This window comes from Compostibacter hankyongensis, assembly GCF_039541075.1.
Lineage (GTDB): Bacteria > Bacteroidota > Bacteroidia > Chitinophagales > Chitinophagaceae > Compostibacter > Compostibacter hankyongensis.
Map to the genome: position 1 here is coordinate 1 of NZ_BAABFN010000022.1, position 14,024 is coordinate 14,024.

At 56.5% G+C, this 14,024-nt stretch carries 17 protein-coding genes; 9 read left to right on the forward strand and 8 right to left on the reverse strand.

The genetic code is table 11. The annotated features are described in order from the left end of the window. The first annotated feature begins 245 nt into the window (after positions 1 to 245). From ABD851_RS16040 to ABD851_RS16055, 4 genes are all read left to right on the forward strand, one after another. Entirely contained in the window at positions 246 to 1,496 is a 1,251-nt protein-coding gene (locus tag ABD851_RS16040) for an MFS transporter (protein ID WP_344981176.1), read from the forward strand. A 42-nt stretch (positions 1,497 to 1,538) separates the two neighbouring features. Continuing rightward, on the forward strand, positions 1,539 to 2,252 hold the full coding sequence (locus tag ABD851_RS16045) for an SDR family NAD(P)-dependent oxidoreductase (protein WP_344981177.1): 714 nt from the start codon (positions 1,539 to 1,541) through the stop codon (positions 2,250 to 2,252). Positions 2,253 to 2,399: 147 nt separating this feature from the next. After that, positions 2,400 to 2,972: a YeeE/YedE family protein gene (locus tag ABD851_RS16050; protein ID WP_344981179.1), complete on the forward strand. Its 573-nt coding sequence runs from the start codon at positions 2,400 to 2,402 to the stop codon at positions 2,970 to 2,972. A gap of 5 nt (positions 2,973 to 2,977) precedes the next feature. Continuing rightward, complete coding sequence (locus ABD851_RS16055) at positions 2,978 to 3,388, forward strand: DUF6691 family protein (RefSeq protein ID WP_344981182.1); 411 nt, start codon at positions 2,978 to 2,980, stop codon at positions 3,386 to 3,388. 6 nt (positions 3,389 to 3,394) lie between these two features. On the opposite strand, the gene ABD851_RS16060 is transcribed toward ABD851_RS16055, so the two are convergent. Then, a complete protein-coding gene (locus ABD851_RS16060; RefSeq protein ID WP_344981184.1) occupies positions 3,395 to 3,889 on the reverse strand; it encodes a YkgJ family cysteine cluster protein in 495 nt (164 codons plus the stop codon). 200 nt (positions 3,890 to 4,089) lie between these two features. Here ABD851_RS16060 and gcvP point away from each other — a divergent pair, with 200 nt between their 5' ends. Both gcvP and ABD851_RS16070 read left to right on the forward strand, forming a co-directional pair. After that, the gene (gene gcvP, locus ABD851_RS16065) at positions 4,090 to 6,957 is read left to right on the forward strand and encodes an aminomethyl-transferring glycine dehydrogenase (RefSeq protein ID WP_344981186.1); all 2,868 of its coding nucleotides are present in this window, start codon (positions 4,090 to 4,092) and stop codon (positions 6,955 to 6,957) included. A gap of 115 nt (positions 6,958 to 7,072) precedes the next feature. Then, positions 7,073 to 7,837 carry a hypothetical protein gene (locus ABD851_RS16070; protein WP_344981188.1) on the forward strand — a complete coding sequence of 255 codons (765 nt, stop codon included), beginning with the start codon at positions 7,073 to 7,075 and terminating at the stop codon, positions 7,835 to 7,837. 23 nt (positions 7,838 to 7,860) lie between these two features. Here the strand turns inward: ABD851_RS16070 and ABD851_RS18090 are convergent, their stop codons facing one another. Beyond that, positions 7,861 to 8,139 carry an OmpA family protein gene (locus ABD851_RS18090; protein ID WP_425549968.1) on the reverse strand — a complete coding sequence of 93 codons (279 nt, stop codon included), beginning with the start codon at positions 8,137 to 8,139 and terminating at the stop codon, positions 7,861 to 7,863. Then, a complete protein-coding gene (locus ABD851_RS16075; RefSeq protein WP_344981190.1) occupies positions 8,140 to 8,634 on the reverse strand; it encodes a hypothetical protein in 495 nt (164 codons plus the stop codon). Positions 8,635 to 8,737: 103 nt separating this feature from the next. Between ABD851_RS16075 and ABD851_RS16080 the strand changes: the two genes are divergently transcribed. Next, positions 8,738 to 8,965: a hypothetical protein gene (locus tag ABD851_RS16080; RefSeq protein WP_344981192.1), complete on the forward strand. Its 228-nt coding sequence runs from the start codon at positions 8,738 to 8,740 to the stop codon at positions 8,963 to 8,965. 104 nt (positions 8,966 to 9,069) lie between these two features. Here the strand turns inward: ABD851_RS16080 and ABD851_RS16085 are convergent, their stop codons facing one another. From ABD851_RS16085 to ABD851_RS16095, 3 genes are all read right to left on the reverse strand, one after another. Then, positions 9,070 to 9,924 (reverse strand): sugar phosphate isomerase/epimerase family protein, encoded by an 855-nt coding sequence (locus ABD851_RS16085; protein ID WP_344981194.1) that lies wholly within the window; start codon positions 9,922 to 9,924, stop codon positions 9,070 to 9,072. An 80-nt stretch (positions 9,925 to 10,004) separates the two neighbouring features. After that, positions 10,005 to 10,532, reverse strand: coding sequence for a 5' nucleotidase, NT5C type (locus ABD851_RS16090; protein WP_344981196.1), 528 nt, complete (start codon positions 10,530 to 10,532; stop codon positions 10,005 to 10,007). Between the two features lie 110 nt (positions 10,533 to 10,642). Then, positions 10,643 to 11,857 carry an MFS transporter gene (locus tag ABD851_RS16095; RefSeq protein WP_344981198.1) on the reverse strand — a complete coding sequence of 405 codons (1,215 nt, stop codon included), beginning with the start codon at positions 11,855 to 11,857 and terminating at the stop codon, positions 10,643 to 10,645. Positions 11,858 to 11,999: 142 nt separating this feature from the next. Here ABD851_RS16095 and ABD851_RS16100 point away from each other — a divergent pair, with 142 nt between their 5' ends. Together ABD851_RS16100 and ABD851_RS16105 are read left to right on the forward strand one after the other, a co-directional pair. Beyond that, complete coding sequence (locus ABD851_RS16100) at positions 12,000 to 12,545, forward strand: DUF1572 family protein (protein WP_344981201.1); 546 nt, start codon at positions 12,000 to 12,002, stop codon at positions 12,543 to 12,545. Positions 12,546 to 12,598: 53 nt separating this feature from the next. Continuing rightward, entirely contained in the window at positions 12,599 to 13,015 is a 417-nt protein-coding gene (locus ABD851_RS16105) for a hypothetical protein (RefSeq protein ID WP_344981203.1), read from the forward strand. Positions 13,016 to 13,017: 2 nt separating this feature from the next. Here the strand turns inward: ABD851_RS16105 and ABD851_RS16110 are convergent, their stop codons facing one another. Together ABD851_RS16110 and coaD are read right to left on the reverse strand one after the other, a co-directional pair. Then, positions 13,018 to 13,455, reverse strand: a complete 438-nt coding sequence (locus ABD851_RS16110; RefSeq protein ID WP_344981205.1) for a hotdog fold thioesterase — start codon at positions 13,453 to 13,455, stop codon at positions 13,018 to 13,020. A gap of 60 nt (positions 13,456 to 13,515) precedes the next feature. Beyond that, positions 13,516 to 14,022: a pantetheine-phosphate adenylyltransferase gene (gene coaD / locus ABD851_RS16115; protein WP_344981207.1), complete on the reverse strand. Its 507-nt coding sequence runs from the start codon at positions 14,020 to 14,022 to the stop codon at positions 13,516 to 13,518. Positions 14,023 to 14,024: the final 2 nt, after the last annotated feature.

Below are 14,024 nucleotides of genomic sequence, written 5' to 3' on the forward strand. Positions count from 1 at the left end.
CTCCAGTTTATCAATTTCAAAAATGGACTCAAAATTTCAAAGATCAAACACGCATTATGTTTTTAATAGCACAAGACGTTAATTTATAATTAAATGAGGTGCAATTATTGTTCCATTTATCGGCACGCTTTCTCTCCGCAAGCCCCTGCCCTTTCATTGGCATGCGGAGGGAGCGCTGACAAAAAAACAGAGGACCTTTGCGCACGAATGCCGCTTTTTACTGAATTTTGCAGGAAACCGATCATTTGGAAAGCATCCCCTCCCGGAATGACCCCTATGCCGCCCTGCGGCACCCCGAGTTCCGGCATTATATCATCACCCGTTTTGCCATCGTCTTTGCGCTGAATATGCAATCCACCCTGGTGGGCTGGAAGATCTACGAGCTCACCCGGGACCCGCTTTCGCTGGGGCTCATCGGGCTGGCGGAACTGATCCCGGCGCTCTCGCTGGCCCTGCCGGCGGGCCACTACGTGGACGGTCATGAAAAGCGCAATATGCTGCTGCGTTGCGAGTACATCTATGCGGCCTGCGGGTTGTCCTACGTGGTGTTTACCAGCGGATTTGCCCTCCATCACCTTTCGCTGGCGCTGATCACGGGCATCATTTACCTGACTACCTTCGCGGGCGGGGTGGTGCGCGCCTTTAACGGCCCGACCTCCTTTTCGCTGATGTCGCTGGTGGTACCGCGGGAGCTGTATCCCAACGCCACGACCTGGAGCAGCTCGGCCTGGCAGAGCGGGGCCGTGCTCGGGCCCCTCACGGGAGGGCTGCTCTATGCCTGGACCGGCACTACTTTCAGCTTTGGCACTGTGGTGCTGTTTCACCTGCTGGCCATGATCAGCCTGGCCTTTATCCGGCCCAAACCGGTTTTTTACAAAAAGCAGGGGGAAAAGGTATGGGCCAGCCTTACCGAAGGCATCCGCTTTGTTTTCCGTACCCGCGAGGTGCTGGGCGCTTTGTCGCTGGATATGTTTGCCGTACTTTTCGGGGGCGCCGTAGCCCTGCTGCCGGTGTATGCGGACAAGATACTGCATGTGGGCGCAGAGGGGCTGGGCGCACTGCGGGCTGCGCCGGCCGTCGGCTCCTGCGTAACGTTGCTGCTGCTGGCTTTTATTCCCCTGAACCGGAAGGCCGGCCTGAAACTGCTGGGCGCGGTATTCGGCTTCGGGCTCAGCATCCTGGTATTCGGACTCTCCCGGAGCTTTCTGCTTTCCCTGGGAGCGCTTTTCCTGAGCGGGGTATGCGACGGCGTAAGCGTGGTGATCCGCAATACCATCCTTCAGCTGAAGACGCCGGATGAGATGCGGGGCAGGGTATCGGCCGTCCACTCGATGTTTGTCGGCTCTTCCAATGAGTTCGGCTCCTTCGAGAGCGGGGTCACGGCGCGGTGGATGGGCACGGTGCCGGCCGTCGTCTTTGGCGGCTGCATGACGCTGGTGGTGGTGCTCGCCATGTATTTTGTCTCGCCTTCACTGCGGAAGCTGCAGCTGAAGTAGCGCATTCCGGCTGCCGGCAGCCGGGGAGTAAAATAACAACGGATGAAAAAAGTGCTTATCGTAGGGGCTTCTTCCGGCATGGGCCGGGCGCTGGCGCTGGAATATGCCCGGCGCGGCTGCCGGGTAGGCCTTACCGGCCGCCGGGAAGGGCTGCTCCAGGAAATACAGCGGCAGTATCCGGAGCAGGTGCTGTACAGCGCCTTCGATGTGACCGAAGCCGGTGCGACCGGAAAGCTGGAGCAGCTGGTTGACAGGCTGGGCGGGCTGGACCTGCTGATCATCAGCGCCGGCCGGGGCTCCGTCAACCCCGAGCTCGATCCGGACACCGAGGACAGCATCAATAACCTGAATGTCCGCGCCTTTTGCCGGACCGCCGTCTTCGGTTTCCGCTACTTTCAGCAGCAGGGCCACGGACAGCTGGCGGCCATCACTTCGCTGGCCGCCCTGCGGGGCAACCGCGAAGCGCCGGCCTACGGCGCCACCAAGGCCTACCAGACCCATTACCTGGAGGGATTACGGCAGCGGGCCCGGAAGCTGCACCTGCCGGTAACGGTCACAGACATACGCCCCGGTTTTGTAGACAATGCAGATACCGAAGGCGTGCGCCGCTTCTGGAGCGTGCCGCTGGAAAAGGCCGGCCGGCAACTTTTCCGGGCGATAGAAAAAAAGAGAAAAATCGTGTATGTGTCCCGGCGCTGGACCCTGGTAGCGCTTTTGCTAAAGGTGATGCCGCGGTTTATCTATGACCGGCTGTGATGAATCTCCGGTTGCTGATTTGAAGTTTCTGGTTTGAACTTCCGGGTTCAAGGTTTTTAATGTCTAAAGTTAGTCTGCCTGGAATCTTAAACGTTAGACCTCGAACTTTAAACTTAAATTGCCTTTCAATCCTTAACGCTTCTCATCATGTCCAGCTTTGTCGCTTTCCTCCACCGCCCCTGGCCCTGGTATGTGGCCGGGCCCCTTATCGGGCTTACCGTGCCGCTGCTCCTGATCGCCGGTAACAAACGGCTCGGCATTTCCTCGACACTCCGGCAGATCTGCGCCGCCTGTGTGCCGGCCGGCATACCCTTTCTTTCCTATGACTGGAAAAAGGAAAGCTGGAACCTGTTCTTCGTGGCAGGTATCCTCATCGGCGGCTTTATCGCAGGGCATGTGTTCGGTAACCCGGAACCGGTAGCGGTTTCGGCCGCTACCCGCCACGTGCTGCAGGAGATGCAGGTCCCGGCCGGGCAGGGACTGCTGCCGGATACGCTCTTCAACTGGTCCGCCCTGCTGACCCTGCGCGGGCTTATTCTTATGGTGGCCGGCGGTTTCCTCGTGGGTTTCGGCACCCGCTATGCCGGCGGATGCACTTCGGGGCATGGTATCATGGGGCTGTCCGCCCTGCAATGGCCCTCCCTCGTTGCCGTGACGGCCTTTTTCGCCGGCGGCGTATGCTGCTCCCAATTCATCCTTCCTTATCTGCTAAAACTGTGACGATCATGAAAAATCTGAAATACCTGCTCTTCGGCGTTTTCTTCGGCATCATCCTCACAAAGGGAGAGGCAATTTCCTGGTACCGGATGCAGGAGATGTTCCGCTTCCAGGGTTTTCATATGTACGGCATCTTTATGACCGCTATCCCCGTAGGTGCGCTTTCGATCCTGCTGATCCGGAAGCTGGGGATACGGACGATGCAGGGGACTCCGGTGATCATCCCGCCCAAGATCTTCCACAAGGGCTATGTCATCGGTGGATTTATCTTCGGCCTGGGCTGGGCACTGACCGGAGCCTGCCCCGGACCGCTTTTCGCCCAGATCGGCGCCGGATACGGGGTGGTAGCCGTCACCCTGCTGAGCGCCCTGGCCGGCACATGGGTCTATGCCCGCCTCCGGGAAAAGCTGCCGCATTAGCCGCCGCTATTTGCCGACCACCTGCTTCAGCCGCTCCAGCACATAGTATACGGCCGGGCAGATCGTGGTATTCTGATAAGTGGTGTTGGGATGCTTTAGAAAATCATAGCTGTCCGTGTAGGGATAATTCTTACAATCGCCGGGGCGGGCTTCGTAGATGCTGCAATAGTTATCGGCGCCCAGGAAGGGACAGGGCGATTGCTTGACCACATAATCGCCGTCCTCGTCGAGCCGCAGGTAGGTCTCGATAAAATCAGATTCCCGGAGCCTCAGATGCCGGGCTATCCGCTTGATGTCGGGGGTTTTGAACCGGGGACTGATGGTCTTGCAGCAACCGGCGCACTGCAGGCAGTCGATATGCGAAAATGCTTCTTCATGCAACGCCGGCAGCTGCTTTTCCACTCCCTTCCCCTTCTTCGTTTGCAGCCGCTGCAGGAACTGCTTATTCTCCTTTCGCTTCTCCTGCGCCTTCTTCTGCCAGTTGTGGAGTAACCCGTCCATGGGGCAAAGGTAGGTGTTCCTTCCCAGTTGCTGCTATCCGGCGCTAAAGTCGCCGGACCTTCCAAACCCGGGGCCTCTCCAAGCCGTGGCCGGGAGGAATACCCACCTTTTCCACACCCGCCATACCGCCACGGGTTATCTTCCCAAACTCCTGTAACTTTGCGCATCATTTTTAATATACCGGAAAGGGCAGCAGCACTATGGATTTATTTTCCTCCAGACAACAGGAATTCGAACGCAGGCATATCGGCCCTGACGAAGCCGAGACCGCAGAAATGTTAAAGACCGTCGGGGTCGACAGCATGGAAACGCTTATCGAAAAAGCGCTGCCTGCCGCCATCCGGCTGACCCGTCCGCTGCAGCTCCCGCCGGCACAGGACGAGTTCCGGTACCTGGAAGCGTTGAAAAGCCTGGCGGCCCGCAACAAGGTCGGCAAGAGCTTTATCGGCCAGGGCTACTACGATACCATTACCCCATCGGTGATCCTGCGGAATGTCTTTGAAAACCCCGGCTGGTATACCCAGTACACTCCCTACCAGGCCGAGATATCCCAGGGACGGCTTGAATGCCTGCTCAACTTCCAGACGGTGGTGAGCGATCTTACCGCCCTTCCCGTAGCCAACGCCAGCCTGCTGGACGAAGGCACCGCCGCCGCCGAGGCCATGCACCTGCTGTTTGCCCATAAAAACAAAGGCGAAGCCCATCCCCCTGCGCCGCGCTTTTTCGTGGATGAAAAAGTATTCGGTCAGACCCGGGATGTGCTGGAAACCCGCTCTCAACCGCTGGGCATAACGCTTGTATACGGGGACTACCGCACGGCGTCGCTGGACGGATCATTCTTCGGCGCCCTGCTGCAATACCCGGACAGCGAAGGCGAGGTCCGGGATTACCGGGACTTTATCCGGCAGGCGCATGAAGCGGATGCCGCGGTTGTCATGGCCTGCGATCTGCTGTCGCTGACCCTGCTGACCCCGCCGGGCGAGCTGGATGCCGACATCGCCGTGGGCTCCGCCCAGCGTTTTGGCGTACCGATGGGCTTCGGGGGGCCGCATGCCGCCTTTTTTGCCGCCAAAGATGAGTTCAAACGGCTGATACCCGGGCGTATCATCGGGGTGTCGGTGGACAACGAGGGGAATCATGCCCTTCGCATGGCGCTCCAGACGCGGGAGCAGCATATACGCCGGGAAAAGGCCACCTCCAATATCTGCACAGCCCAGGCCCTGCTGGCCAACATGGCCGCGCTCTATGCGGTATACCACGGGCCGGAAGGGCTGAAGCGCATCGCGCAGCGGATACACCTGCTCTGCATCCTGCTGGGAAAGCAGCTGCAGAAAGCGGGGTTTCCGCCCGTGACCGGCAACTGTTTCGATACCCTCAAAATAGCCGTGAAGGACGAAGCGGCTCTCCGGGAAAAAGCCGGCGCGCTGGCTATCAACCTCCGTTATTACGGGGACGGCCATGTCGGCATCTCGCTCGACGAAACCACCACCCCTGAAGATGTCAACCTGCTGCTGCAACTCTTCGGGGCAGGGGAACTGCAGCTCCCGGAAGGGAACGGGGCGCCGCAAAGCGGAGGCATTCCACGCGCCCTGCAACGCAGCTCCTCTTACCTGCAACATCCCGTATTCAATACCCATCACTCCGAAACCGAGATGATGCGGTATCTGAAATACCTGGAGCAAAAAGACCTTTCGCTGAACACCGCCATGATCCCCCTGGGCTCCTGTACCATGAAGCTCAATGCGGCTACCCAGCTGATACCGGTGAGCTGGCCCGAATTTTCGCGGATACATCCCTTTGCCCCGGCAGACCAGACGGCAGGCTACCGGCTGCTCCTTACCCAGCTGGAGGATATGCTCGCGGAGCTCACCGGTCTCGCCGCCTGCTCCCTGCAGCCCAATTCCGGCGCACAGGGAGAATACGCGGGTCTGATGGTGATCCGGGCTTATCACCGGGGCCGGGGCGAAAGTCACCGTAACGTGGTGCTGATCCCCGTATCCGCCCACGGCACCAATCCCGCCTCCGCCGTAATGGCCGGCATGCGGGTAGTGGTGGTGCAATGCGACGAGCAGGGAAATATCGATATCGCCGACCTGCGGGAAAAAGCAGCGGCCCACCAGGACGACCTGGCAGCGCTCATGGTCACCTACCCCTCCACACATGGCGTATTTGAAGAAGGTATCCGCGATATCTGCAGCATCATCCACAAGCATGGGGGACAGGTATATATGGACGGGGCCAACATGAATGCCCAGGTGGGGCTGACCAGCCCTGGACTGATCGGAGCAGACGTTTGTCACCTTAACCTGCACAAGACCTTTGCCATACCGCATGGCGGCGGCGGCCCGGGTATGGGACCGATCTGCGCAGCGGCTCACCTGGCGCCCTATCTGCCCGGTCACCGCATGGGCAATACCGGCGGTGAAAAGGCCATACACGCCGTTTCCTCCGCTCCCTTCGGGAGCGCCAGCATACTGCTGGTATCGTATGCCTATCTCCGGCTGCTGGGCGCTTCCGGCCTGCGCAAGGCCAGCGAATATGCCATCCTGAACGCCAACTATATGAAAGCGCGGCTGGATGGGCATTACAGGATTCTGTACAGCGGCAGGAACGGTACCTGTGCGCACGAGTTTATCATTGACCTGCGTCCCTTCAAAAGCGCCGGCATCGAGGCGGAAGATGTGGCCAAGCGGCTGATGGATTACGGCTTTCACGCTCCCACCCTTTCCTTCCCCGTGGCCGGCACGCTGATGGTGGAGCCCACCGAAAGCGAGGACAAAGCCGAGCTGGACCGCTTCTGCGAGGCCATGATCGCCATCCGCGGGGAAATAACGGCGGTGGCGGAGGGGCATGCGGACAAAAAAGACAATGTGTTAAAAAACGCACCGCATACCCAGCTGGCCGTCTGCAGCTCCGGGTGGTCACATCCCTATACCCGGGAGCAGGCCGCTTTTCCGCTGGACTATCTCCGGCGGCAAAAGTTCTGGCCTTCCACCGGACGGATAAACAATACCTATGGCGACCGCAACCTGATCTGCACCTGCGAGCCGGTAGCGGCATATGCCTGAAATTACCGGCTATGATCAGGTAACTGAGGGTCATGCCCGAGCTGCCCGGGACGGACGCTTCGCATTTTTTTACTATATTAGCTCATCGATCACAGACCCTTAAAAAAATGATACGATGAAGCGATACCTCTCCCGTGCGGCAACGCTGCTCTGCTTTTTGCCGGCCGCCCTGCTTTTTCTGCGTCCGTCTGCCGGATACGCACAGGAAACCGCTGCATTAGACGGCACCTGGATGATGGATCGCGATAACGGCAACGGTACTACGACGACCATCGCCCTGGTAGCCGATCATTATTTTATGCTCAGCATTTTCGATAAAAGCGGAAAGCAGTTCATCCTGTCCATGGGCGGCCACTGCGACTATGAAGACGGCAACCTCTCCGGCACCCTCGAATTCCACACCGCGCATCCCGAATGGGTAGGTCAGGATTTTTCCTATCCCGCCCGGCTGCAGGACGGACAGCTGACCCTGGAAGGCAGCGGCATGGCCTCCGGTTCCTGGAAGCAGGTGGATAACGGGAAAGCTCCTCTGGCGGGCAACTGGCATATCACGCAGCGGAAGCAGGACGGCAAAATGAACCCGATCAAGGAAGGGCCGCGGAAAACCCTCAAGCTCCTTACGGGCACCCGCTTTCAGTGGTCTGCCATCAATACCGCTACGGGAGAGTTCTTCGGCACCGGGGGCGGCACCTATACGTTCAAAAACGGGAAGTACACGGAAAACATTGAGTTTTTCTCGCGAGACAGCAGCCGGGTAGGCATGTCGCTGAGCTTTAAGGACCATATCAGCAACGGACAGTGGCACCATACCGGCCTTAGCTCCAAGGGCGACCCCATCTATGAGATCTGGGAGAGAGCGGGAGACGGGAACGGAAAATAAGCAGGCCTGAACCCGCGGGAAGGTCAGGGCTTTTTTTCATAAGGACTTAATCCCAGCCTTTGCATGGAGCTATTTCCGGGCTGGGCTACATAATCCCAAATGGGGGGTTCTTTGGGAGTATTATCTTCATCGCAAATACCGGCAAGGCTGCAAGTATTATAGTAGCCCAGATCCCGGATCATCATGACAGTCGCTGCGCGGTCTTTGGAAAGCTGCAGGTTGTGCGTTTGATTCCCGGTATTATCGGTATAACCATTGATCGCTATTTTCAGGTTATCATCTGCCTTTAACGCTTTGACGATCTAATCCACAGCTTGCTTTCCTTCAGGTTTCAAGGTGGCTTTGTCCGTATCGAAATTGATGTGCAGAATGGCTTTACCTTTTTCAGCCAGGTCTTTCTGTATCTGGTCTGCCTTTAGGATCGTAATGGTTTGCTTGAACGGCGTTTTTTGCAAAATCTGTATCGAGCCGCCGGCCGTATTCCCCGACAGCTGGATATAGATATCGCCTCCGTCCGCCCGGTGGATTACATATACCCGTACCGGATCATTCCAGTAATCTATGGATCCTTCATCGCCGAAATAGGTGGCCTTTTCCTTAATCCGGTCCAATTCTTCTCTGGATACTTTTCCTTCAAAAATTTTCACACCACCGGCAGTCCTGATGGCCTCGTCATAGCTTTTTTCAAAAAAAACAGGTGACCAATCATCATACTTGCCCGATTCGGCCTCAACATATGTCCTCCAGACCTTTCCTTCAATGGGCGTCATTACGCTGTCGATCGGAAAGAACAACATGTCGTATTTCTTTTGAACAGGTTTGTTCATCGGTCTCAGTCCTTCCGGCAAACTGAAAAAGGGAAACTCGCCTATCGACGCATCTGAAACCGGAATTTTGTTTATGTCAAAACCATTAGCTGCTGCAGCATCCGCCTGCTTATTATCCGCGCTTGCCGGAGTAGCGGCGGCTGCAGAATCGCTTTGTTCATCGGAAGTGCGGGAAGACGGATTATTACAGGAAAAAAGTCCGGCAAGTAAAAACAAACCAATAAAAGTAAAAGTAGTCGTTCTCTGCATAATATATCGTTTTCTCGGGATTAAAGCAGATAACTGCCTGCTACAAAGGTAAGAAATATGCGCCGTATGCTATGTCCGTCACAAAACTCAAAAGGCCCTGCCTCACCTGAAGTGAGACGGGGCCCTTTTGATATCATACCAAAAAATGAAAGCGTCCTACTTAGCCAGTTTATCAGCCTCCCGGTTGAAGAATTCCACACTTTGCTTTACCTCAGGCACATTGCCATACCAGTTGTATTCATATTCCACAGATACGGGACCGCGGAAATGCTGCCGTTTCATCTCGGCCATGATAGCGGTGACATTATTCTCACCGGTACCCCAGGGTACGTCATGCGCGTCCGGGCCTTTTACATTCAGATCCTTGAAATGAAATTCCTTGACATGTCCTTCCAGCTTCTTAAGACATTCCATGGGGTCAAGACCTGAACGCGTCCAGTGGCCGATGTCCGCACACGCGCCTATACGTGGGCTTGCGCCTTTTATGGCAGCCAGCAAAATATCGGGATTCCAGTAGTGAGAGGGTTTAGGATGGTCGTGGATGGCCACGTTGATCTTGTACTCGTCGCACAGCTTGGAGATCATCGGTATATCGCTTTCCTTCGGTTCGGACACGATATTTTCGAGATCCATGGCCTTGGCAAATTCAAAAAGCGTTTTCCAGTCCTCGGCATTTTCGGGTACCACCACACCGTAGGACACTACTTTGAGGTGATGCTTTTTCACCATCTGCTGCACCTTTTTCCGGGTGGCCGCGTCCATGTGGAAGTCGGTGGTTCCCTCCACGCCGCCGCCGATCTGCTGACCGGGGAACATCTCCACGTATTTCAGGCCGCAGGAGTCGATCTTGTCCAGCGCCTCGCTGAAGGTATACTTGTTAAAAGTCCAGGCCTGAGCGCCCAGCTGCCAGCCCAGCTTAGCTGCACCTTTTTGCGCCATACCCGCCTGGGTAAACCAGCCGCATAAGCCCGTCAGCAGGCATATACGCAGCCATTGTCTCATGGGTTGCATAGAAGTTTTTTTAAAGATGAAGCTTAAAATTATTAAAATTCCGGGAACGCCGCAGGTATTTATGATGAGGGCAAACGCGCTCAGAGCAGCAGGGATGCCACCTCCTGCCAGTTGTTTACCCGCTCGCACTCCTTCTCCAGCACATTGTGATGAGCGGTAAACAATAATTTCCTGCCGCGGTGACGGACGAAATTACGGCTGCGGTCGTCGATGATGATATCCGTCTGTATGATCACCTTGCTGCCGCAGAGACATATCTGCTGCCAGTGCAGAAAAGGAAAGTATTCTCCCAGCCAGTCGTATTTGTCCTTCAGGGAATTGGGAAACTCCATAGCGGCCGATACGATAAAAAGCTCATACTTTTCATTCAGCCGTTCCATTACGGTCACCGCATCCGGCAGCAGGGGCAGGTCCCTGAAAAAACCAGGCGTATTGAGATAGTCATGAAATATATGCGACCGCTCCGGCGGCACCAGCGCGGACAGGGCGTGCCCCTGCAGATCGGCCGCCGTGATGGACACCCCGTAATCACGGGCATACCAGTCGCACATCTTGGTTACGGGATCGGCAAGCACTTCGTCCATGTCTACCGCTAAAGTCTGTTTCATGGATTAATGGGTTTTTTTGTTTCTGATTTCGGATTTCTTGTTTTTAGACCTTGAATTTTAAACACCTTTTACCCTTTACCTCCCCCTTTAGGGGGTAGGGGGGGTACCTTTTACCCTTCGCCCTTCACCTTCTTCAGGGGCTTGTTCCATACGGCCCATCCGCCAGCTGCCACCATCAGCAGGCCGGTAATACATACACCCGGCCATCCTTTCCAGTTCCAGGCCACGCTTCCCAGGGAAGATCCCAGGGTCCCGCCCAGAAAAAAGGAGCTCATATAGATCGTGTTCAGCCGGGTACGCGCTTCGGGCAGCAGCGAATAATTGCGCGCATGGTTGGGTACATGGGCGGCCTGCAGCCCCACGTCCAGCAGCACCACACCGGCCACGACCACCCATACGCTCAGCGTTCCGGCAAACAACACGGCATATCCCAGCAGCATCAACACTACGCCTATACGCATCGGTTTGAAGGGGCCGCTCCGGTCGGTTATCCTGCCGATATAGGGCGAAACCAGGGCGCCGCCGGTACCGATGACCCCGAAAAGCCCGATGACGGACAGGCTGTAGCGGTAGGGCGGCGCTTCCAGGAAAAAAGCCAGCGTGGCCCAGAAAGCGGAGATAGCGCCGAAGAGCGCACCGCCGATCAGCGCGCTTTCACGCACCACCGGCTGCGTCCGGAACAACCCGGCCAGCGAACGCATCAGCGCGGCATAGCTGCCTTTGAAAGCCGGCGCCTCCCGGGGCAGGGCATACCACATCAGCACGGCCATGATCAGCATCAGGCCGGCGGCAATAAAATACAAAACGGACCATCCGAAATAATCCGCTACCACGCCGCTGAGCGTCCGGGACAGGAGCACGCCGGTGAGCAGGCCGCCCATCATCACACCGATAACATTGCCGCGTTCCTCATCCCGCGCCAGGTGCGCTGCCAGGGGAATAAATACCTGGCAGGCCGTGCTGGCCATACCGACAGCCAGGCTGGCCACATCCATCCAGAACACATTGGTCGCCATGGCCGCTGCCGCGAGAAAAACCGCGGCGGCAAGGTGCATCCAGACGATCAGGGTACGCCGCTCCACCTTATCGCCCAGCGGCACGAGCAGCAGCAAGCCCAGCCCGTAGCCGGCCTGCGAACAGATATTGATGACTGAAGCTTTTTCTTCCGTCACGTGGAAAGCCCGCGACAAAGCGCCCAGCAGCGGCTGGCAGTAATAAATATTGGCCACGACCACTCCGCATCCGGTCGCCATCAGGTATTTCAGAAAGGGAGTGAGTCTCGCAGCGGCTACCGGCGGCGCTCCGGTAAGGGTTTTTTCATTCATCCCCGCTTTTATTAAAGCTGCAAAGATACGGGTTCCCGGGAGGATGCCGGATACATCATGAACAGCGGCGCTGTTTTGCCATACAGGCGGATTTACCTAACTTCGTATATCGCTTGTTTTTGATCATATTTATACGGACGATATGGCTGCAACGCTCGAAAGCCTGCTGCGCGAAAGTTATAAAAACCGCTTTCTAACCTACAAAAAACTGGGGAATAAGGTATTGTCCCGTCTGAATGAAACACAGCTGCACTGGACGCCCAACGAACAGTCCAACAGCGTGGCGATAATCGTCCAGCATATGGCGGGCAACATGCGGTCCCGCTTTACGGATTTTCTGAGCAGCGACGGCGAGAAGTCCTGGCGTCGGCGGGATATGGAATTTGAAGACCGGCAGTACAGCAAGGACCAGCTGACGCTGCTCTGGAACCAGGGCTGGCAATGCCTGGAAGATGCGCTGGCGCAGCTGCAGGACGAAGACCTGACCAAGACGGTTTACATCCGCGGGGAAGCGCATACCGCCGCCGATGCGCTGAACCGCCAGCTTTCGCATTATCCCTATCATGTGGGACAAATGATCTGTATCGCCAAGGCCCTGCTGGGGCCGGCATGGGATTCGCTGTCCATCCCCGTGGGACAATCCGATGCCTTCAATGCGCAAATGCGGCAACAGCAGCAGCCGGAATAAGACAACGTTTCCGTATCACAACAATCAACAACCCGACATAAATCCGCTTTCCCATGAGAAAATATACCCTCCTGATATCATCCGCCTGCCTGCTGCTGCTCTCCTGCGGGAAAAGCAGCACGGAAAAAAAGCTATGGGACAAGCACTGGAAAGTCTACGACGTAACGCCTCCTCCCGGTATCTTTGATGTGGAAGCCACGCACCAGGCAGAAGATCTGAAGAACGGCTTTTATAAAAATGCGTGGTTCCAGTTTACCCGCGACGGCGTTTTCCGGGCTTCTTTCGGGGGCAAGGCAGATTCCGGGAAATATACCATCAGCTTCGACGGCAAGATCATCTCGCTTTATCCCTGGCAGGGCACTAAGATGTATGAGCAACTCCGCGTGCTGAAGCTGACGCCCCAGCAGTTCGACTTTAACACCATCCTGGCCGACTTCAGGATGACGCTGCATACCCGCAGCGCCGAATAAGCCTACTTGTTTTTCCGGAGAACCGCTACCGTAAGGCGACCGGCGCTGATCAGCGCGTCTTCGTCGTCTTTCACCCTTACTTCCCACACATGGGTGGAAGATCCTATGTGCAGGGCCGTGGCCACGGCATGTACAAAACCTTTGCCGACCGAGCGGACATGGTTGGCATTCACTGCGATACCGGCGCAGACAAAAACACCGGGGTCGATGACCATGGAAGAGGCTACGCTGCCGATGGTCTCGATCAGCGCAGCGGCGGCCCCGCCATGGAGGATGCCGCGGGGCTGGAGGGTACGTTCGTTCACCGGCATGGTAGCCCGCAGATAGTTGTTGCCGATCTCGGTAAATTCAATGCCCAGGAAATCCGCCATGGTTCCGGCGTTGCGTTCGTTAAGCGCGTCCAGGCTGATGTCCAGCGAATGCCAGATGGTATGGTGCATGAGGTTGATTTGACGATTTGGGGATGTGCTGATTTACTTCGCACATTATGTAAAGACCCTTTACCCTTCCACTTTTGCCTTCAACCCTTCACTTCCCAGGGAGGCAAGGTCGCTGATCACGGGCTCCGGAAGAAACTGCGAGGCATCCCCTCCGTGGCGGATCACATCCCGTACCAGCGTAGAGGCCACGGTCGAAAATTCCGGGGAGCAGGTCAGAAAAACGGTCTCTACTTCATGATCCAGCCGCCGGTTCATATCGGCAATGGCTTTCTCATATTCAAAATCGCTGACATAGCGGATACCACGCAGGATGAACCGCGCCTTTACCTGCCGGCAGAAGTTTACCGTAAGGCCCTCATAGGAATATACGGATACCTTGGGTTCGTTCCGGTAAATTTCGCGAAACCACTTTACCCGCTGCTCAACGGAAAACATCGCCACCTTGCCGGAGTTCACTCCCACGCCGATCACCAGCTGATCAAATAAATCCAGCGCGCGGTCGATTACATCCACGTGGCCAAGAGTAACCGGGTCAAAAGAGCCAGGAAATAAACAAATGCCGGGCATAG